The sequence below is a fragment of the Rhodococcus sp. LMD genome, assembly GCF_056108245.1.
Genome location: NZ_CM148557.1, coordinates 3,784,627 through 3,804,688, shown reverse-complemented (window position 1 = coordinate 3,804,688; position 20,062 = coordinate 3,784,627). Strand labels below are relative to the sequence as shown.

At 70.5% G+C, this 20,062-nt stretch carries 20 protein-coding genes; 15 read left to right on the top strand and 5 right to left on the bottom strand.

Going from position 1 to position 20,062, the window contains the following annotated elements; all coding sequences use genetic code 11:
- Positions 1–43 precede the first annotated feature (43 nt).
- From ACWPQI_RS17275 to tuf, 14 genes are all read left to right on the top strand, one after another.
- Positions 44–1,729 (top strand): acyclic terpene utilization AtuA family protein, encoded by a 1,686-nt coding sequence (locus ACWPQI_RS17275; RefSeq protein WP_474738855.1) that lies wholly within the window; start codon positions 44–46, stop codon positions 1,727–1,729.
- On the top strand, positions 1,726–2,874 hold the full coding sequence (locus tag ACWPQI_RS17270; RefSeq protein ID WP_237210768.1) for an acyl-CoA dehydrogenase family protein: 1,149 nt from the start codon (positions 1,726–1,728) through the stop codon (positions 2,872–2,874). The genes ACWPQI_RS17275 and ACWPQI_RS17270 overlap by 4 nt, the downstream gene beginning before the upstream one ends.
- Entirely contained in the window at positions 2,871–4,469 is a 1,599-nt protein-coding gene (locus ACWPQI_RS17265; protein WP_010591987.1) for an acyl-CoA carboxylase subunit beta, read from the top strand. The genes ACWPQI_RS17270 and ACWPQI_RS17265 overlap by 4 nt, the downstream gene beginning before the upstream one ends.
- 7 nt (positions 4,470–4,476) lie before the next feature.
- Positions 4,477–6,717, top strand: coding sequence for an acetyl/propionyl/methylcrotonyl-CoA carboxylase subunit alpha (locus ACWPQI_RS17260; RefSeq protein WP_432794161.1), 2,241 nt, complete (start codon positions 4,477–4,479; stop codon positions 6,715–6,717).
- Positions 6,717–7,877, top strand: a complete 1,161-nt coding sequence (locus ACWPQI_RS17255; protein WP_010591984.1) for an acyl-CoA dehydrogenase family protein — start codon at positions 6,717–6,719, stop codon at positions 7,875–7,877. The genes ACWPQI_RS17260 and ACWPQI_RS17255 overlap by 1 nt, the downstream gene beginning before the upstream one ends.
- A gap of 11 nt (positions 7,878–7,888) precedes the next feature.
- A complete protein-coding gene (locus tag ACWPQI_RS17250) occupies positions 7,889–8,668 on the top strand; it encodes an enoyl-CoA hydratase family protein (RefSeq protein WP_010591983.1) in 780 nt (259 codons plus the stop codon).
- A gap of 147 nt (positions 8,669–8,815) precedes the next feature.
- On the top strand, positions 8,816–9,472 hold the full coding sequence (locus ACWPQI_RS17245; protein ID WP_010591982.1) for a TetR/AcrR family transcriptional regulator: 657 nt from the start codon (positions 8,816–8,818) through the stop codon (positions 9,470–9,472).
- Positions 9,469–10,098: a TetR/AcrR family transcriptional regulator gene (locus tag ACWPQI_RS17240; RefSeq protein ID WP_010591981.1), complete on the top strand. Its 630-nt coding sequence runs from the start codon at positions 9,469–9,471 to the stop codon at positions 10,096–10,098. The genes ACWPQI_RS17245 and ACWPQI_RS17240 overlap by 4 nt, the downstream gene beginning before the upstream one ends.
- A 9-nt stretch (positions 10,099–10,107) precedes the next feature.
- Positions 10,108–10,650 carry a DUF3558 domain-containing protein gene (locus ACWPQI_RS17235; protein WP_048773952.1) on the top strand — a complete coding sequence of 181 codons (543 nt, stop codon included), beginning with the start codon at positions 10,108–10,110 and terminating at the stop codon, positions 10,648–10,650.
- On the top strand, positions 10,647–11,180 hold the full coding sequence (locus ACWPQI_RS17230) for a DUF3558 domain-containing protein (protein ID WP_010591979.1): 534 nt from the start codon (positions 10,647–10,649) through the stop codon (positions 11,178–11,180). The genes ACWPQI_RS17235 and ACWPQI_RS17230 overlap by 4 nt, the downstream gene beginning before the upstream one ends.
- Positions 11,181–11,490: 310 nt before the next feature.
- Positions 11,491–11,865 carry a 30S ribosomal protein S12 gene (rpsL, locus tag ACWPQI_RS17225; protein WP_003937662.1) on the top strand — a complete coding sequence of 125 codons (375 nt, stop codon included), beginning with the start codon at positions 11,491–11,493 and terminating at the stop codon, positions 11,863–11,865.
- The gene (gene rpsG / locus ACWPQI_RS17220) at positions 11,865–12,335 is read left to right on the top strand and encodes a 30S ribosomal protein S7 (protein ID WP_003937663.1); all 471 of its coding nucleotides are present in this window, start codon (positions 11,865–11,867) and stop codon (positions 12,333–12,335) included. Before rpsL ends, rpsG begins: the two co-directional genes overlap by 1 nt.
- Positions 12,336–12,482: 147 nt before the next feature.
- Positions 12,483–14,585 (top strand): elongation factor G, encoded by a 2,103-nt coding sequence (fusA, locus tag ACWPQI_RS17215; RefSeq protein WP_010591978.1) that lies wholly within the window; start codon positions 12,483–12,485, stop codon positions 14,583–14,585.
- 95 nt (positions 14,586–14,680) lie between these two features.
- Positions 14,681–15,871 (top strand): elongation factor Tu, encoded by a 1,191-nt coding sequence (gene tuf / locus ACWPQI_RS17210; RefSeq protein ID WP_003937665.1) that lies wholly within the window; start codon positions 14,681–14,683, stop codon positions 15,869–15,871.
- Positions 15,872–16,099: 228 nt separating this feature from the next.
- Here tuf and ACWPQI_RS17205 read toward each other — a convergent pair whose 3' ends face one another.
- Genes ACWPQI_RS17205 through ACWPQI_RS17185 form a run of 5 tightly spaced genes read right to left on the bottom strand, consistent with a single transcriptional unit; the run spans position 16,100 to position 18,662 of the window.
- On the bottom strand, positions 16,100–16,669 hold the full coding sequence (locus ACWPQI_RS17205) for an Asp23/Gls24 family envelope stress response protein (RefSeq protein WP_010591977.1): 570 nt from the start codon (positions 16,667–16,669) through the stop codon (positions 16,100–16,102).
- The gene (locus ACWPQI_RS17200; protein ID WP_010591976.1) at positions 16,666–17,703 is read right to left on the bottom strand and encodes a DUF6286 domain-containing Asp23/Gls24 family envelope stress response protein; all 1,038 of its coding nucleotides are present in this window, start codon (positions 17,701–17,703) and stop codon (positions 16,666–16,668) included. The genes ACWPQI_RS17205 and ACWPQI_RS17200 overlap by 4 nt, the downstream gene beginning before the upstream one ends.
- Positions 17,696–17,890, bottom strand: a complete 195-nt coding sequence (locus ACWPQI_RS17195; RefSeq protein WP_010591975.1) for a hypothetical protein — start codon at positions 17,888–17,890, stop codon at positions 17,696–17,698. Before ACWPQI_RS17195 ends, ACWPQI_RS17200 begins: the two co-directional genes overlap by 8 nt.
- Positions 17,887–18,204, bottom strand: coding sequence for an Asp23/Gls24 family envelope stress response protein (locus ACWPQI_RS17190; protein ID WP_010591974.1), 318 nt, complete (start codon positions 18,202–18,204; stop codon positions 17,887–17,889). The genes ACWPQI_RS17195 and ACWPQI_RS17190 overlap by 4 nt, the downstream gene beginning before the upstream one ends.
- On the bottom strand, positions 18,201–18,662 hold the full coding sequence (locus ACWPQI_RS17185; protein ID WP_010591973.1) for an Asp23/Gls24 family envelope stress response protein: 462 nt from the start codon (positions 18,660–18,662) through the stop codon (positions 18,201–18,203). Before ACWPQI_RS17185 ends, ACWPQI_RS17190 begins: the two co-directional genes overlap by 4 nt.
- 179 nt (positions 18,663–18,841) lie before the next feature.
- Here ACWPQI_RS17185 and ACWPQI_RS17180 point away from each other — a divergent pair, with 179 nt between their 5' ends.
- Positions 18,842–20,032 carry an NAD(P)/FAD-dependent oxidoreductase gene (locus tag ACWPQI_RS17180; protein ID WP_010591972.1) on the top strand — a complete coding sequence of 397 codons (1,191 nt, stop codon included), beginning with the start codon at positions 18,842–18,844 and terminating at the stop codon, positions 20,030–20,032.
- The last annotated feature ends 30 nt before the right edge of the window (positions 20,033–20,062 follow it).

Here is a 20,062-nt window from a genome sequence, read left to right as displayed (position 1 = left end):
CATCGGGAACTGTTCCGGCTTCTACGGCGACCGGCTCGCAGCTATGCGGGAGATGCTCGAGGGCGGCGAACTCGACTACCTGACCGGCGACTATCTCGCCGAGCTGACCATGCTCATCCTCGGCCGGGATCGGATGAAGGACCCGGAACTCGGCTACGCCAAGACGTTCCTGCGGCAACTCGAGGACTGTCTCGGGCTCGCCGTCGACAAGGGCGTGAAGATCGTCGCCAATGCGGGGGGACTCAACCCCGCCGGGCTGGCGACGGCCGTGCGCGACCTCGCCGGCCGGCTCGGACTCGACGTCGCCGTCGCCCACGTCGAGGGCGACGATCTCATCGCCCGGGCCGCCGAACTCGGGCTGGCCGCCGATCCGCCGCCCCTGACCGCCAACGCCTACCTCGGCGCCTGGGGCATCGCCGAATGCCTGACCGCCGGCGCCGACCTCGTCGTCACCGGCCGGGTCACCGACGCGTCGGTGATCGTCGGTCCCGCGGCAGCCCACTTCGGTTGGGCCCGGGATGATTTCGACGCTCTCGCGGGCGCGGTGGCAGCCGGGCACGTGATCGAGTGCGGCGCCCAGGCCACCGGCGGCAACTACGCCTTCTTCACCGAGATCGCCGATCTCGACCGGCCGGGCTTCCCGATCGCCGAGATCGAGGCCGACGGAAGTTCCACGATCACCAAGCACCCGGGCACCGGCGGCGCCGTCACCGTCGGCACCGTGACCGCCCAGCTGCTGTACGAGGTGACCGGGGGCCGCTACGCCGGCCCCGACGTCACCACCCGCCTCGACACCGTCCGGCTCACCCCGGACGGCCCGGACCGGGTTCGCATCAGCGGCGTCCGCGGTGAGGCGCCGCCACCCACGCTCAAGGTCTCCCTCAACGCCCTCGCCGGCTTCCGGAACGAAGCGGTGTTCGTCCTCACCGGTCTGGACATCGAGGCCAAGGCCGCCCTGGTGCGGCGGCAGGTGGAGGCGAGCCTGACCACCCGGCCCGTCGAGCTCGAATGGACACTCGCCCGCACCGACCATCCGGACGCCGACACCGAGGAGGCGGCCAGCGCCCTGCTGCGCTGCACCGTCCGCGACCGCGACCCGAAGGTCGTCGGCCGCGCCTTCTCGTCGGTCGCCGTCGAGTACGCGCTGGCCAGCTACCCGGGCTTCGCGCTGACCGCCCCGCCCGGCAACGGACAACCGTACGCGGTGTTCACCCCCGGCTACGTCGACGCCGCCGAGGTGCCGCACACCGCGGTGCTGCCCGACGGCAACCGGGTCCCGATTCCGTGCGTCACCCCGACGCGTGCACTCGAACCCGTCGGCGAACCCGAGCTCCCCGAGCCGCTACCGCCCGGGCCCGCACGACACGCACCGCTCGGACTCGTCGCCGGCGCCCGCAGCGGCGACAAGGGCGGCGACGCGAACGTGGGGGTGTGGGTGCGCACCGACGACCAGTGGCGGTGGCTGGTGCACACCCTCACCGTCGACACGTTGAAAACCCTCCTGCCCGAATCGAAGAACCTGACCGTGACACGTCACGTGCTGCCGAACCTGCGGGCGGTGAACTTCGTGATCGAGGGCATCCTCGGCCGCGGCGTCGCCTCGCAGGCCCGCTTCGACCCGCAGGCGAAGGGTCTCGGCGAGTGGCTGCGCAGCCGATACCTCTACATCCCCGAGGTCCTCCTGGAGGGCGGCGGGACAGCGAACCCCGAGAGGAAGTACACCGAGTGAGCATCTGGGACACCCCCGAACGCCGCGAGCTGCGCTCGACGGTCCACTCCTTCGTCCGGCGCGAGATCCTGCCGCATCTCGCCGCGTGGGAGCGCGACGGTGAACTGCCCCGCGAACTGCACAAGAAGGCCGCCGCTCTCGGGCTGCTCGGCGCCGGATTCCCCGAGGCCGTCGGCGGTTCCGGGGGCGACGCGGCGGACACCCTCACCGTGTGCGAGGCCTTCCACGAGGCCGGCGCCTCCGGCGGCGCCTTCGCCTCCCTGTTCACCTGCGGCATCGCCCTGCCACACCTCGTCGCCGCCGGCGACGAAGCGCAGATCGGCAAGTGGGTTGCCCCGACCCTCGCGGGTGAGCTCGTCGGCTCCCTCGCGATCACCGAACCCGGCGGCGGCTCCGACGTCGGGCACCTGACCACCACCGCCGTCCGCGACGGCGATCACTACATCGTCGACGGCGCCAAGACCTACATCACCTCCGGCTGCCGCGCCGATTTCGTCGTCACCGCTGTGCGCACCGGCGGCCCCGGCGCCGCCGGTGTCTCGCTGCTCGTGATCGAAAAGGGCACACCGGGTTTCACCGTCTCGCGCAAGCTGGACAAGATGGGCTGGCGTGCCTCCGACACTGCGGAACTGTCGTTCGCCGGTGTGCGCGTGCCGGTCTCGAATCTCGTCGGAGCCGAGAACAGCGGCTTCGCGCAGATCGCGCAGGCGTTCGTCGCCGAGCGGATCGCCCTCGCCGCCCAGGCCTACTCGAGCGCGCAGCGGTGCCTGGATCTGACCGTGTCCTGGTGCCGGGACCGCGAGACGTTCGGCCGGCCCCTGATCTCCCGGCAGTCGGTACAGCGCACCCTCGCCGAGATGGCACGGCGCATCGACGTCGCGCGGGTGTACGGCCGGCGGGTCGTCGAGCGATCCCTCGTCGGTGACGGCGACCTCGTCGCCGACGTGTGCTTCGCCAAGAACACCGCCGTCGAGGCCGGGGAGTGGGTCGCACACCAGGCCGTGCAGCTCTTCGGCGGCCTCGGCTACATGGCCGAGTCCGAGGTCGAACGACAGTACCGCGACATGCGCATCCTCGGCATCGGCGGCGGCACCACCGAGATCCTCACCGAACTTGCCGCGAAACGATTGGGGTACACCGCGTGAGCATCCTGCAGACGACCGTCGACCCGTCCTCGGCGGAGTACGCCGCCGCGGCCGAGGCGATGGCCGCCCAGCTGGCAGAGCTCGAAGCCGAACACGCCAAGGCCCTCGCCGGCGGCGGGGAGAAGTACGTCCGACGGCACCACGAACGCGGCAAGCTGCTGCCACGCGAACGGATCGAACTGCTCCTCGACCCCGATTCGCCGTTCCTCGAGCTGTCCCCGCTCGCCGCCTGGGGCACCGAGTTCCCGGTCGGCGGCAGCACCGTCACCGGAATCGGCGTCGTCGAGGGCGTCGAATGCCTGATCGTCGCCAACGACCCCACCGTCCGCGGCGGCACGAGCAACCCGTGGACGCTGCGAAAGGGATTCCGCGCCAACGACATCGCGATGCAGAACCGGCTGCCGGTCATCTCCCTCGTCGAGTCGGGCGGCGCCGACCTCCCCACCCAGAAGGAGGTGTTCATCCCCGGCGGGCGCATGTTCCGCGACCTGACACAGCTGTCCGCCGCCGGGATCCCGACCATTGCCCTGGTGTTCGGCAATTCCACCGCGGGTGGCGCCTACATCCCGGGCATGTCGGACCACGTGGTGATGATCGAGAAGCGGTCGAAGGTGTTCCTCGCCGGGCCGCCCCTGGTGAAGATGGCCACGGGCGAGGAATCCGACGACGAATCCCTCGGCGGCGCGGAAATGCACGCCCGCACCTCCGGCCTGGCCGACTACTACGCGGTCGACGAACCCGACGCGATCCGGATCGGCCGGGGCATCGTCCGTCGTCTGAACTGGCGCAAGCAGGGCCCCGAACCCCACCCGGAGGTACGCGAGCCCCGCCACGATCCCGAGGAACTGCTCGGCATCGTGCCCGCCGACCTCAAGGTGCCGTTCGACCCGCGCGAGGTGATCGCCCGCATCGTCGACGACTCCGACTTCGACGAGTTCAAGCCGCTGTACGGGTCGTCGCTCGTCACCGGCTGGGCCCGTCTGCACGGCTACCCGGTGGGAATCCTCGCCAACGCCCGCGGCGTGCTGTTCAGCGAGGAATCCCAGAAGGCCACCCAGTTCATCCAGCTCGCCAACCGTGCGAACACGCCACTGCTGTTCCTGCACAACACCACCGGCTACATGGTCGGCCGCGAGTACGAGGAACGCGGCATGATCAAGCACGGTTCGATGATGATCAACGCCGTCTCCAATTCGACGGTGCCGCACATCTCGATCCTGCTCGGCGCCTCCTACGGGGCCGGCCACTACGGGATGTGCGGCCGCGCCTTCGACCCGCGGTTCCTGTTCGCCTGGCCCAGCGCCAAGTCCGCGGTGATGGGCGGCGCACAGCTCGCGGGCGTCATCTCCATCGTCGGACGGGCCGCTGCCGAGGCGCGCGGTCAGGCGTTCGACGAGGCCGCCGACGAGGCGATGCGCGCGGCGATCGAGAACCAGATCGAGGCGGAGTCGCTGCCGATGTTCCTGTCCGGCCGGCTCTACGACGACGGGGTCATCGACCCGCGCGACACCCGCACCGTGGTGGGGATGTGCCTGTCGGCCATCGCCAACGCGCCGATCGAGGGCACCGACAGCTTCGGTGTCTTCCGGATGTGAGGCAGCAGTGAACCGTTCCGACACCGTCACCACCGTGCTCGTCGCCAATCGCGGCGAGATCGCCCGCCGGGTGTTCGCCTCCTGCCGGCGGGCCGGCCTCGGCACCGTCGCCGTGTTCTCCGACGCGGACGCCGACAGCCCGCACGTCACCGAGGCCGACGTCGCGGTGCACCTGCCCGGCACTGCCCCCGCCGACACGTACCTCCGCGGCGAGGCGATCATCGCGGCTGCCCGCACGGCGGGGGCCGACGCGATCCACCCGGGGTACGGGTTTCTCTCGGAGAACGCCGAATTCGCGAGGGCGGTCCTCGACGCGGGACTGACCTGGATCGGGCCGGACCCGGACTCCATCGCCCGGATGGGTTCGAAGGTCGAGGCCAAGAAGATCATGGCCGACGCCGGCGTGCCGGTGCTGGCCGAGCTGGACCCGGCCGCGGTGACCGAGGCCGACCTGCCCGTGCTGATCAAGGCCTCCGCCGGGGGCGGCGGCCGCGGCATGCGGGTCGTCCGCGACCTGGCCGAACTGTCCGACCAGCTCGCCGCGGCCCGACGTGAGGCACAGTCCGCATTCGGCGACCCGACGGTGTTCTGCGAGCGCTACCTCGAAACGGGGCGGCACATCGAAGTGCAGGTCCTCGCGGACCGGCACGGGACCGTGTGGGCGGTGGGGGAGCGCGAATGCTCGATCCAGCGGCGGCATCAGAAGGTGGTCGAGGAGGCCCCGTCGCCGCTCGTCGACGCCACCCCCGGCATGCGGGAGCGGCTGTTCGAGGCGGCCCGGCGCGCCGCGCACGCCATCGACTACGAGGGCGCCGGGACGGTCGAGTTCCTCGCGACCGGGGCGAGCGAAGCGACGGGAAATGTCGCCGGGGCGAGCGAAGCGACGGGAAATGTCGCCGGGGCGAGCGAAGCGACGGGAAATGTCGCCGGGGCGAGCGAAGCGACGGGAAATGTCGCCGGGGCGAGCGAAGCGACGGGAAATGTCGCCGGGGCGAGCGAAGCGACGGGAAATGTCGCCGGGGCGAGCGAAGCGACGGGAAATGTCGCCGGGGCGAGCGAAGCGACGGGAAATGTCACTGCCGGAGGTGAGTTCTTCTTCCTCGAGATGAACACCCGGCTGCAGGTCGAGCACCCGGTCACCGAGTGCACCACCGGGCTCGACCTCGTCGACCTGCAGCTCCAGATCGCTGCCGGCGGCCGTCTCGATCCCGAACCCCCTCCGGCGAGCGGACATTCGATCGAGGTGCGGCTCTACGCGGAGGACCCCGCCGAGGACTGGCGGCCGCAGTCCGGCACGGTGCACCGCCTCGCCCTGCCCGGTCGCGTCCCCGAGTTCGAGGTGCTGCCCGGGCCCGGGCTGCGTCTGGACGCCGGCGTCGAGGACGGCTCGGTGGTGGGCGTGCACTACGACCCGATGCTCGCCAAGGTGATCGCCTACGCCCCGACCCGGGACCGCGCGGCCCGCATGCTCGCGACGTCGCTCACCCGTGCCGAGGTGCACGGCCTGCGCACCAACCGGGACCTGCTCGTGAACGTGCTCCGGCATCCCGAGTTCCTGGCCGGCAACACCGACACCGCCTTCTTCGACACACACGGGCTCGCCACGCTCGCCGCACCCCTCGCCGACGCCGCCGCCGAGTCGCTGTCCGCGCTCGCCGCGGCCCTGGCCGACGCCGCCGCTCGTCGTGCGACGGCGACGGTCGGCCGCGGCCTGCCGAGCGGCTGGCGCAACCTGCCGTCGCAGCCACAGGTCAAGCGGTACGACGGCGACCACGGTGAACACGAGGTGCGGTACCGGCTCACCCGGCACGGCCTGGTCGCCGACGGCCATCCGGGCATCGTCCTCGTCGCACACACCGAGCGCCGGGTGGTGCTCGCGATCGACGGCGCGCAGCGGCAGTTCCACGTCGCGCGCTACGGCGACACGGTGCACGTGGACTCCTCGCTCGGTCCGGTGCGGTTGCGAGCGATCCCGCGGTTCGTCGAACCCTCGGCCCATGTCGCCGCGGGGTCGCTGCTCGCGCCGATGCCCGGGTCGGTGATCCGGATCGGGGCAACGGTCGGCGACGCGGTCGACGCGGGGCAACCGGTCCTGTGGCTCGAGGCGATGAAGATGGAACACATCGTCAAGGCCCCCGCCGCGGGCGTGCTCACCGAACTGCCCGTGGCCGTCGGCACCCAGGTCGAACTGGGCGCCGTGCTGGCCGTCGTCACCCCCACCGAGTCCACCGACACCCAGGAGAAGTGATGAGCGTCATCGAAACCGACGAGCAGAAGCAGCTGCGGGCTGCGGTCGCGGGCCTGGCCAAGCGCTACAACTACACCGACTACGTGCTGCCGAAGGCCCGCAAGGGCGAACCGCTGACCGAGCTGTGGCGGGAGGCCGCCGGGCTCGGATTCCTGGGCGTGAACCTGCCGGAGGAATTCGGCGGCGGCGGGGCCGGCATCTACGAACTCGCCCTGGTGCAGGAGGAACTCGCCGCGCAGGGCTGCGGGCTGCTGCTGGTGGTCGTCTCGCCCGCCATCTGCGGCACCATCATCGCCAAGTTCGGCACCGACGAGCAGAAGCAGCGCTGGCTGCCCGGGCTCGCCGACGGCTCGAAGATCATGGCGTTCGGCATCACCGAGCCCGATGCCGGGTCCAATTCGCACCAGATCACCACCGTCGCGCGCCGCGACGGCGAGGACTGGATCCTCCACGGCAGCAAGATCTACATCTCCGGCGTGGACCAGGCCGACGCGGTGCTCGTCGTCGCCCGCACCGAGGACGCGAAGAGCGGGAAGCTGCGGCCGGCGCTGTTCATCGTCCCGACCGATGCCGAGAACTTCGTCAAGACGCCGATGGAGATGGACATCGTCGAGCCGGACCATCAGTTCACCCTGTTCCTCGACGACGTGCGACTGCCGGCGGACGCGCTGGTGGGGGAGCCGGACGCGGCGCTGATGCAGTTGTTCGCGGGCCTAAATCCGGAGCGGATCCTCGGCGCGGCGATGGCCGTCGGGATGGGCCGCTACGCCCTGGACGCCGCGGTGCGGTACGCCAACGAACGCACCGTGTGGAAGTCGCCGATCGGGGCTCACCAGGGCATCGCCCACCCGCTCGCCCAGTGCAAGATCGAGCTCGAGCTGGCGAAGCTGATGATGCAGAAGGCGGCGGTGCTGTACGACAGCGGCGACGACTTCGGTGCTGCCGAGGCCGCGAACATGGCCAAGTACGCCGCGGCCGAGGCCAGCATCAAGTCGCTCGACCAGGCGATCCAGACCCACGGCGGGGGCGGGCTCACCCGGGAGTACGGGCTGGCCGCGATGCTCGGCGCGGCGCGCATCGCACGGGTGGCGCCGGTGAGCCGGGAGATGATCCTCAACTTCGTGTCCCAGCATTCGCTGGGTCTGCCCCGGTCGTACTGAGGGGAGCGCCGGTGTCCGAGACGTTCGTCCGGTACGAGGTGAGCGAGGGATTCGCCACCCTCACTCTCGACTCGCCGCACAACCGCAATGCGATCTCCGCCAGGCTCGTCGCGCAGCTCCGGCAGGGACTTGCCGACGCGGCCGCCGACGACGGGGTCCGCGCCGTCGTGCTCACCCACGAGGGCGGCACCTTCTGCGCCGGGGCCGACCTGAGCGAGGCGAGCACCGCGGAGGGCGGCGTCGCCGCGGCGGCCGCCGCCCGGACCCGGGAGATGACGGCGGTGCTGCGTTCGATCCTGGAGCTGCCCAAACCGGTGATCGGGCGGATCGACGGGCACGTGCGCGCCGGCGGCATGGGGTTGGTCGGCGCGTGCGATCTCGCCGTCGCCGGGCCCCGGTCGACGTTCGCGCTGACCGAGGCCCGGCTGGGCCTGGCCGCGTCGATCATCTCGCTGACGGTGCTGCCGCGGCTCACCTCCCGCGCCGCGAGCCGCTACTTCCTCACCGGGGAGCGGTTCGGGCCGGAGGTCGCGGCGGCGATCGGCCTGGTCACCGTGGAGACCGACGATCCGCGGGCCGCGGTGGCGGAGATCCTCGCCCAGCTGCGGGAGTGTTCCCCGCAGGGGCTGGGCGAATCCAAGCGGCTGACCACGATGCGGATGCTCGCCGACTTCGATCGGTACGGCGACGCGCTGGCGGAGCAGTCGGCGCGGCTGTTCGGCTCGCCGGAGGCGGTCGAGGGGATGACCGCGTTCCTGCAGAAGCGGCCGCCGGCGTGGAGCCGTCCGTGAGGGACGGTCCGCCGCCCCGGCCGGGACGTGCCCGAGACCTGCCGGGCGCGCGCGTGCGGGCGGTCGTCGGCGGCACCCGTCCCGGGCACCTCACGTGGACGGTCACCCTCCGCGAGCCGGCGCGCCGGTCTGCCTAATCTGATCGCCATGAGCAGCCCGTCCCCGGACACCCGCCGTCGCGGCGAGCAGGAACGCAGCCGCGCCACCCGCAAGCGGATCCTCGACGCGGCGGTGGCCGTGCTGGTCGAGCACGGCTACTCCAACGCCACCACGGTGCGCATCCAGCAGGCTGCCGGCGTGTCCCGCGGACGGCTGCTGCACCACTACCCGTCGCGGGACGCCCTGCTCGTCGCCGCCGTGCACCACCTCGCCGCCCAGGGCGTCCAGGGCCTCGACGGCGACCATCCCTGGCCCGCCGACCCGGTCGAACGTATCGCCGTCGCGGTCGATCGGATGTGGTGGAACTTCCGGCAGCCGTACTTCTGGGCCTCGATGGAGCTGTGGCTCGCCGCGCGCGGCCACGAGGAACTCCGGGCCGAGCTGCTGCCGCTCGAACGAATCCTGGGCCGGATGATCAAGGAGCAGACGACCGCGAACTTCGGTCCGGAGATCGCCAACCGCCCCCGGTTCGTCGAGGTGCGCGACCTGATCTATCAGGCGATGCGCGGGGCGGCCCTCGGGTACGCCATCGACCCGCGCGACCCGCTGACCGAACCCCAGCTGGCGGTGTGGCGCCGCCAGATGGAACGGGTCCTGGTGGACGACGAACCCGGGGATTCCGCCGCCGGGGGTGCGCTGCGATGACCCGCCAGCCCAAACAGGATCGGAGCCGGGCCACACGCCGCCGGCTGCTCGAGGCGAGCATCGACTGCCTCGCGGAGCTGGGATGGGGCGCGACCACCGTGGGCGTCGTCGCCGAACGGGCGGGAGTCTCCCGCGGCGCCGCGCAGCACCACTTCCCGACCCGGGAGGACCTGATCACCGCGGCGCTCGAGTTCATGTTCGACAGCCGCATGGACCTCGCCCGCCGCGAGCCCGTCGACATGCCCGTCGGCGCGGCCCGCACCGAGGCGGTGGTGCGCCGGCTCGTCGACTACTACACCGGCAGCCTGTTCAAGGCGGCGCTGCAGGTGTGGACGGCCGCGGCGGCCGATCCGGAACTGCGGGCCCGCATCGTCCCCCTGGAGGAACGCTTCGGCCGCGTCGCCCACCGGGTCGCCGTCGAGCAGCTCGGCGTGGACGAGGTCGACCCGACGGTGCACCGCATGGTGCAGGCGACCCTCGACCTCGCGCGCGGGCTCGGCCTCGCCGACGTCCTCACCGACGACTCGCGGCGTCGGGCCGAGATCGTGCGGCACTGGGCCGCGCAGCTCGACACGGTGCTCGACGCGGCCCGGCAGCGTTCGGCGGCGCAGCACCCGGCCGGTTAGGTTGGTGTCATGCCTCCCAAGCTGGCCACGGTCGCGGTCCTCGGGCTCGCCGGTGCCGTCGTCGCCGGATGTGGTTCGGATGCGGCCGAGGCCCCGGCGCCGGGCGCGGCGCCCACGCCGCAGGTGACCGAGCCGGGCCCGTTCTTCGGTGCGTGCGGGTCGGTCACCGACGACGAGGTGGCCCGGGCCTTCGGGCTGGGGTCGTTCGCACAGGTCACCCGCAACTCGGTGGGGTGCGAATGGGAGCTGGTCGGGGCGGGCGGCCCGAGCGTGACGTTCTCCTGGTACCGCGGCAGTCCGATCGGCCGCGAACGGGCCGGCTCCGATCTGATCGGCCGGCCCGCGATCGACGTGGAGATCGACGGCAGACCCGGCTTCCAGGGCTCGGCGCAGAACGACGTCGGGCAGACCGTGCTGTGCGAGATCGGCGTGCAGTTCGGCGGTGACTTCGTGCACTGGTCCGTGACGTACGGACCCTTCACCCCGGCCGCGGACGCGTGCGTGGTGGCCCGCGACCTGGCCGAGCTCAGCGCGGAAAGGGCACAGGAGTGACGCGGACGAAGCGGGCAGCGGCGCTGCCGGTGGCGCTGGCCCTGGTTGCGGCGCTCGCCGGGTGCGGCAGCACGATCGAGGGGCAGGCGGTGCCGCAGGGGGCCGGATCGGGTGGTGCCTCCGCCGAGTTCACCCGCCTGCTCACCGAGTGCGACGCCGTCACCGACGAGCAGATCGCGGAGGCGGTCGGCGTGGAGGCGATCGAGCGAGGCTTCTTCGGGGCGATCTGCCGGTGGGACACCGCGGGCTCGGCGAAGGTCACCTTCAACTGGTTCGAGACCGGTTCCCTGGACACCGAGCGGGGGACGGCGCAACGGCTGGGATACACGGTGGAGAACACGACCGTGGAGGGTCGGCGGGCGGTGCTGATGCGCCCGCCCGACGACCCGGCGTCCTGCGGGATCTCGGCGGGAGCGTCCACGACGGGGATCTTCGGCTGGTGGGTGCAGTACGCCCCCGGCTCGCAGTCCCCGGATCCGTGTGCGGCGGCCGTCACGCTGGCCCGACTGACCCTCGACCTCAGCAGTTGAGCGGCGGCGGACCCCCGTGGCTCGCTTTGACCTTGCGCCGCGCCGCCGGGTATCGTTGTGGGTCGTGTCCGGCATGCCCGGGCCGATCTGTGTGCCTATGCGAGGTAGTGCCGTGCGCGCGGTCTGTGGAATCTCCGCAGGAGCGAGCCCCCGGCTGCCTGTGTGGGGGTACGCGACACGCCCGACCTCGTGTGCACACGAGGGGTGGGTGCGGGGCAGCAGCTCTCTTGCCCCAACCGATGGATCCCTAATTTCAGAACAGCCAAGGTTGCTCGTGCGAGCAGTCTTCAGACAACGAGAAAGCCGGTAGATGCCAACCATCAATCAGCTGGTCCGCAAGGGCCGCCGCGACAAGGCCGCCAAGGTCAAGACCGCGGCCCTCAAGGGCAGCCCGCAGCGTCGCGGCGTGTGCACTCGCGTGTACACCACCACCCCGAAGAAGCCGAACTCGGCGCTCCGGAAGGTCGCCCGCGTGCGTCTGACCAGCTCCGTCGAGGTCACCGCCTACATCCCGGGTGAGGGTCACAACCTGCAGGAGCACTCGATGGTGCTCGTGCGCGGTGGTCGTGTGAAGGACCTCCCCGGTGTCCGCTACAAGATCATCCGCGGTTCGCTCGACACCCAGGGTGTCAAGAACCGCAAGCAGGCGCGCAGCCGCTACGGCGCGAAGAAGGAGAAGGGCTGATGCCACGTAAGGGTCCCGCTCCGAAGCGTCCCCTGATCGCCGACCCGGTCTACGGGTCGCCGCTGGTCACCCAGCTGGTCAACAAGATCCTGCTGGACGGCAAGAAGTCCACCGCCGAGCGCATCGTCTACGAGGCACTCGAGCGGGCGCGCGAGAAGACCGGCACCGATCCGGTCGTCACCCTCAAGCGCGCGCTGGACAACGTCAAGCCCGCTCTCGAGGTGCGCAGCCGCCGTGTCGGTGGCGCCACCTACCAGGTGCCGGTCGAGGTTCGTCCCGGCCGGTCGACCACCCTCGCGCTGCGGTGGCTGGTCACCTTCTCGCGTCAGCGTCGTGAGAAGACGATGGTCGAGCGTCTCGCGAACGAGCTCCTCGACGCCAGCAACGGCCTGGGTGCGTCCGTGAAGCGTCGCGAGGACACCCACAAGATGGCCGAGGCCAACAAGGCGTTCGCGCACTACCGCTGGTGAGTCGCCGCCGGCCGGGAGGATCCGGTGCTACCGACATCCTCCCGGCCGGCCGCTCGCACAACTGTGTCGGTCCCTCAAGGCCGGCTGAACATCCGAGAACACTGGTCCGCACCCTAGGACCGACACGAGCTACGAGCGGGGTTACCTGTGGCACAGGAAGTGCTGACCGACCTGAACAAGGTCCGCAACATCGGCATCATGGCGCACATCGATGCCGGCAAGACCACGACGACCGAGCGCATCCTCTTCTACACCGGTGTGAACTACAAGATCGGTGAGACCCACGACGGTGCGTCGACCACCGACTGGATGGAGCAGGAGAAGGAACGCGGCATCACCATCACCTCCGCCGCGGTGACCTGCTTCTGGAACAAGAACCAGATCAACATCATCGACACCCCCGGTCACGTCGACTTCACGGTCGAGGTCGAGCGGTCGCTGCGCGTCCTCGACGGTGCGGTCGCCGTGTTCGACGGCAAGGAGGGCGTCGAGCCGCAGTCCGAGCAGGTCTGGCGGCAGGCTGCCAAGTACGACGTTCCGCGCATCTGCTTCGTCAACAAGATGGACAAGATGGGCGCGGACTTCTACTTCACGGTCCAGACCATCATCGACCGCCTCGGCGCCAAGCCGCTCGTGCTGCAGCTGCCGATCGGTGCCGAGGACGCGTTCGACGGCGTCGTCGACCTGGTCGAGATGAAGGCCTACACGTGGCGTGGCACCGTCGAGATCGGTGCCGAGCCGACCGTAGAGGAGATCCCCGCGGACCTGGCCGACAAGGCCGCCGAGTACCGCGAGAAGCTGCTCGAGACCGTCGCCGAGAGCGACGAAGAGCTCATGGAGAAGTACTTCGGTGGCGAGGAACTGACCGTCGCCGAGATCAAGGGCGCCATCCGGAAGCTGACCGTCGCCTCCGAGCTGTACCCGGTGCTGTGCGGGTCCGCGTTCAAGAACAAGGGCATCCAGCCCATGCTCGACGCGGTCATCGACTACCTGCCGAACCCGCTCGACATCGGCGAGGTCGAGGGCCACAAGCTCGGTGACGAGGAGGAGGCCCTCACCCGCAAGCCGAGCAAGGACGAGCCCTTCTCCGCGCTGGCGTTCAAGATCGCCGCGCACCCGTTCTTCGGCAAGCTGACCTTCGTGCGCGTGTACTCCGGTCGCATCGAGCCGGGCGCCCAGGTGCTCAACGCCACCAAGGGCAAGAAGGAGCGCATCGGCAAGCTGTTCCAGATGCACGCCAACAAGGAGAACCCGGTCGACGAGGCGGTGGCCGGCCACATCTACGCGATGATCGGCCTCAAGGACACCACGACCGGCGACACCCTGTGCGCGCAGGACGCCCCGATCGTGCTCGAGTCCATGACCTTCCCGGATCCGGTCATCCAGGTCTCCATCGAGCCGAAGACCAAGTCCGACCAGGAGAAGCTGGGCACCGCGATCCAGAAGCTGGCCGAGGAGGATCCCACCTTCTCCGTCGAGCTGGACGAGGAGACCGGCCAGACCGTCATCGGCGGCATGGGCGAGCTCCACCTCGACATCCTCGTCGACCGGATGCGTCGCGAGTTCAAGGTCGAGGCCAACGTCGGCAAGCCGCAGGTGGCGTACCGCGAGACCATCACCAAGCGGGTCGAGAAGCTCGAGTTCACGCACAAGAAGCAGACCGGTGGTTCCGGCCAGTTCGCGAAGGTCATCATCGCCCTCGAGCCGTTCGTGGGCGAGGACGGCGCGACCTACGAGTTCGAGAACAAGGTCACCGGTGGCCGCGTGCCGCGCGAGTACATCCCCTCGGTGGACGCCGGCGCGCAGGACGCCATGCAGTACGGCGTGCTCGCCGGGTATCCGCTGGTGAACGTCAAGGTCACCCTGCTCGACGGCGCCTACCACGACGTGGACTCGTCGGAAATGGCGTTCAAGATCGCCGGTTCGCAGGCCCTGAAGGAGGCTGCGCGCAAAGCTGCGCCGGTCATCCTCGAGCCGCTCATGGCTGTCGAGGTCACCACCCCCGAGGACTACATGGGTGAAGTGATCGGCGACCTCAACTCCCGCCGTGGCCAGATCCAGGCCATGGAGGAACGCAGTGGTGCCCGTGTCGTGAAGGCGCTGGTTCCGCTCTCGGAGATGTTCGGTTACATCGGGGACCTGCGGTCGAAGACCCAGGGTCGCGCGAACTTCTCCATGGTGTTCGATTCCTACGCTGAGGTTCCGTCGAACGTCTCGAAGGAAATCATCGCCAAGGCGACCGGCGAGTAACCTCGGTTGCAGAACCGGTCGGCTGCACGACCAAGTAAGTAACAAAACCGCACTGCTGCATACTGCAAGCAACAACAGTCCAGGAGGACCCTCAAGTGGCGAAGGCGAAGTTCGAGCGGACCAAGCCGCACGTGAACATCGGCACCATCGGTCACGTCGACCACGGCAAGACCACCACCACGGCTGCCATCACCAAGGTGCTCGCCGACAAGTACCCGGACCTGAACGAGAGCTTCGCGTTCGACCAGATCGACAAGGCTCCGGAGGAGAAGGCTCGTGGTATCACGATCAACATCTCCCACGTCGAGTACCAGACCGAGAAGCGCCACTACGCGCACGTCGACGCCCCGGGTCACGCCGACTACATCAAGAACATGATCACCGGTGCGGCTCAGATGGACGGCGCGATCCTGGTCGTGGCCGCCACCGACGGCCCGATGCCGCAGACTCGCGAGCACGTGCTGCTCGCCCGTCAGGTCGGTGTGCCCTACATCCTGGTCGCCCTGAACAAGGCCGACATGGTCGACGACGAGGAGATCCTCGAGCTCGTCGAGATGGAGGTCCGCGAGCTGCTGGCCGCCCAGGAGTTCGACGAGAACGCCCCGGTCATCCCGATCTCGGCGCTCAAGGCGCTCGAGGGCGACGAGAAGTGGGTCAAGTCCATCGAGGACCTGATGGACGCCGTCGACGAGTCCATCCCGGACCCGGTCCGTGAGACCGACAAGCCGTTCCTCATGCCCGTCGAGGACGTCTTCACCATCACCGGTCGTGGCACGGTCGTCACCGGCCGCATCGAGCGCGGTGTCATCAACGTGAACGAGGAGGTCGAGATCGTCGGTATCCGCCCGACCTCGACCAAGACCACGGTCACCGGCATCGAGATGTTCCGCAAGCTGCTCGACCAGGGCCAGGCCGGCGACAACGTCGGTCTGCTGGTCCGCGGCATCAAGCGCGAGGACGTCGAGCGCGGCCAGGTCGTCGTGAAGCCGGGCACCACCACTCCGCACACGGAGTTCGAGGGCCAGGCGTACATCCTCAACAAGGAGGAGGGCGGCCGCCACACGCCGTTCTTCAACAACTACCGTCCGCAGTTCTACTTCCGTACCACGGACGTGACGGGCGTTGTGACCCTTCCCGAGGGCACCGAGATGGTCATGCCGGGCGACAACACCGAGATGTCGGTCGTCCTGATCCAGCCGGTCGCCATGGACGAGGGCCTGCGCTTCGCGATCCGCGAGGGTGGCCGCACCGTCGGCGCCGGTCGCGTCACGAAGATCATCAAGTAGGCACCGCCTACGCGATCATCAAGTAGGCACCGCCTACGCGATCATCAAGTAGGCACCGCCTACGCGATCATCAAGTGAGCTAGTTCTCGCTGACGTCGGACGGCGTCCATCCCTCGGGGTGGGCGCCGTTCGGCGTTTCCGGGATCGAGCGGAAGTATCGCCGAGTCCGACGAGGTGAGCGGCACATTCGCTCGGCTCGGTGGGCGGCCCGGGAGACGACCGACCGGGCTACGCGGCCGGTTCGGGGTGAGCCGGATCCAGGTGCAGCAGGACCTGCGTCGCCACCCGGGCCCCGCCCAGGGCGCGAGCGGCCCGCTCGGCGGTTTCCTCGGCACGGGCGGTGAAGTCGGCGACGTCGATGTTCGGGTCCGCGTACACCGTGATCGACAGGGTCGGCAAGTGGCGTTCGACGACGGCCCGGCTGCGGGTGGCCCGCACACCGGGCAGGGCCGCCAGTTCGCCGGCGACACCGTCGGCCACCGGTCCGAGTTCCACGGCCAGAGTGGCCTCGGTGACCTCGTCGTACAGCTGCACCCGCGACGTCCGGCGCCGGGAGAAGTTGACCGCCAGGAGCACGATCCCGATCGTCACGCCCACGGCCACGGCGGTCCACAGCGCCCCCTCCCACCAGGACTGGTCGGGGACGTCGATGATGCGGGGGCGGTCCAGGCGGGCCAGCCATTCGCGGGCGAAACGCACCTGCCAGACCCAGGCCAGGGCGAACGCCCCGGCGCCGAGCAGCGCGGCGCCCACGGCGAACGTGAGCAAGCGGTTGACCAGGACGGTGCGCAGCTTCATCGTGCCGTCCTCGGTCGGTGCACCTGCACCACGAGCGTGATCGGCTCGGCGAGCAGTGCCAGGTTCGGGGCCACCGCGCCCCGGACCGCGGCGACCAGATCGGCGGTCGACTCCTCACCCGACCCCACGATGCTGACCAGCGCGCGACGGCGATCGACGACGGTGCGGGCCGTGTGCACTCCGGGCAGTGTCGACGCGTGGGCGCTGCACATCCGGGCCAGGTCGGTTCGGCGCATCCACACCGTGGGGACCGGTCCGGAGACCTGCAGCGGCACGTGCGTGCGGCGACGCGGCTTGACGGCCACCACCACGAGCACGACCCCCAGCAGGACCAGGGTCGCGGCGACGGGTGCGATCCAGCTCTGCCAGTGCAGCCGGCCGAACCACTCGAAGGAGTTGCGCAGCCACGGTGCGCCCGCGTACGTGCCGCGGACGATGAGCAGTTCCCGGGCCGCGGCGAACGCGAGCGCGAGTGCCCCCACGGCGATGAGCGCGGCCGCCGGCGCCGCGGCCGGGTGGGCGAGGGGCGGCAACGGCGCGACGACCGGGACCGGAGCCCGGTACTCGGTCCGGGCGACGATGTCGGCCTCGGTGTACTCGACCGGCACCGACGGTTCGTTGCGCTCGGCCGGCTCCGCGACGGACGTCGCGGCGACGAGGACGTTGAGTTCGTGCACCGGCAGACCGGTCAGCTCGTGGAGTTGACGGTCGACGGCGTCGTGCACCCGCCGGGTGAGGGCGGCGGCGTCGTAGGGCCATTCGGCCGCGATGTACAGGTTGACCGCGACGGCGCCGCCGCCGGTGGTGACGTCGGCGCGGGGCAGGTCCCGCCCGGTGAACAGGCTGAGTCCGCCGCGCTGGCGGGTCACCCCGGGCACCTGGAGTGCGGCGGCCGCGGCGATCCGCTCGACGGCGCGGTCCTTGATCACCAGCTGTCCGCGGTGCCCGACGGGGTCGACCGTCTCGGGGGCGACGGCGTCGGCGCCGGCCCGGGACGGCAGGGTCTCCGGCTCGGTGGGCGTGGAGTCAGCCACGGCCCCGGCTCCGCAGCAGGGCGCCCAGGTCGAGGAGGCCGTCCCGGTGGGCGCCGATCACCATGCCGACGGCGCCGAGCAGGATGCCGAACAGCAGACCGCTGAAGCCGCCGAGGATGCCGGCGAGGGCGAGGAGCAGGCCCGCCAGGAGTCCGACGGCGGTGTTGCTGACAGGGGTGTGGTTCATGGGGTCACCTCACTGGTCGGGTGCTCACCGTCGGGCGACGGGATCCGCAGGTCTTCGATGGTCACGTCGACGGGGACGCCGACCAGCGGCCCGAGCCGGTCCCGGACCGCGGCCGCGACGGCGTACAGGTCGGCCGGGTACTCGACGACGATGTGGACCGCGCACGTGTCCGCACCGAGGCGGATCCCGGTGACACGCCGGCCCGGCAGATATGTCGCGACCTCGCCGAAGGCTCCGCCGTGCAGGTCGGCGACGCCGGGCACCTCGAGGGCGGCGGCCGCGGCCAGTTCTGCGGGCTCGGCGGGAGTGGTCACTGGACGCGGGGTTTCAGGTCGTCGGCGACGCCCGTGGCCTCGTCGAACAGCACGACGTCGAAGACGGTGATGTTGACTTCGGTGACCTCGAGGCCGGTCATCCGTTCGACGGCGGCGATCACGTTGTGGCGGATCGCGACCGCGAGTTCGTGCAGGGCCACGCCGTATTCGGCGACGATGCCGATGTCGATCGCGGCCTGTTTCTCCCCGACCTCCACGGCGACGCCCTGGCCGTGGTTGATCCGCGCGCCGGGGATGCGGTCCCGCAGCGCCCCGACCACTCGTGCGGTGCCGGCGCCGACGTCGTAGACACCGCTGATCTCGCGGGTCGCGATTCCGGCGATCTTCGCCACGACCGCGTCGGCGATGATGGTGCGCCCCTGGGTGTCGACCGGCCCCGGAGCGATTCCGCTGCCGAACTGCACGCGGCTGATGCCTGCGCCGCTGTCGCTGGTCATGGGGGCTCCTCGTCGGCCTGCCGGATGAAGTTCTGTCCCTTCCGACTCTAGTAACTCCCGGCGGGTACGGGGTGCGCGGCTCGCGCGAAGGACGCCCTGTCCGGGAATCCCCGGATTTGGTAAAACAGTTGCACGGATTGTGGTGGCGTGGGTCACTGCCGGAGGAGAGGGCGCAGCGGGTGGGTGTGACGGGAGTACAGCGGATCGTCGTGGTCGGGGCCGGACTGGCGGGGGTGCGCGCCGCCGAGGAACTGCGTCGCGGCGAATTCGACGGGGAGCTCGTCCTGATCGGCGACGAACCGCACCTGCCCTACGACCGGCCGCCGCTGTCGAAGGAGGTCGTCCGGGGCGGCACCGACGACACCACGCTGCGGCCCCGGGAGTTCTTCGACGAACAGCGCATCGAGCTGCGGCTGGGCGTGCGGGCGCGGGAGCTCGACCCCGCGACCCGCACCCTCGCCCTGTCCGACGGGCAGAGCGTCGGCTTCGACGAGCTGATCATCGCCACCGGACTGCGGCCGAGGCCGCTGCCCGGCACGGACGGGCTCGCCGGAGTGCACGTGCTGCGGTCGTTGGACGACAGCCGGGCCCTGCGCGCGGGGATCGTCCCGGGCGGGCGGGCGCTGATCGTCGGCGCGGGGTTCATCGGGTGCGAGGTCGCGGCGAGCCTGCGGGGGCGGGGCATGGACGTGGTGCTGGTCGAGCCGCAGGCCACCCCGCTCGCGTCCGTGCTCGGCGAGCGGGTGGGCGCGCTGGTCGCCCGGCTGCACACCGAGGAGGGCGTCGAGGTCCGCACGGGCGTCGGGGTGCGGGAAGTACGCGGCGACGGCCGGGTCACCGGGGCAGTCCTCGGTGACGGCACCGAACTCGACGTGGACGTGGTCGTCGTCGGTATCGGCTCGGTGCCGGTCACCGACTGGCTCGACGGTTCGGGCGTGCGCGTGGACGACGGGGTGGTGTGCGACGGCGTGGGCCGCACGTCCGTCCCGCACGTGTGGGCGGTCGGCGACGTCGCGGCATGGGAGGTCTCGGACGGCCGCCGCGCGCGGCTCGAGCACTGGACGAACGCCGGTGAGCAGGCGAAGGTGCTCGCCGGCGCGCTGCTCGGCTCCGGTGTCGATCCGGTCGCGCAGGTGCCGTACTTCTGGAGCGATCAGTACGACGTGAAGATCCAGGCGCTCGGAGCGATCCGGGCCGACGACACCGTGCACGTGGTGCGCGACGACGGCCGCAAGTTCCTCGCCTACTACGAACGCGACGGCCGTCTCACGGGGGTGGTCGGCGCGGGACTGCCCGGGCAGGTGATGAAGATGCGCGGGAAGATCGCCGCGGGCGCACCGATCACGGAGATCCTCGCGCCCACGTCGTAGCCGCCGCGTCGGCGAACGCTAGATTCGTAG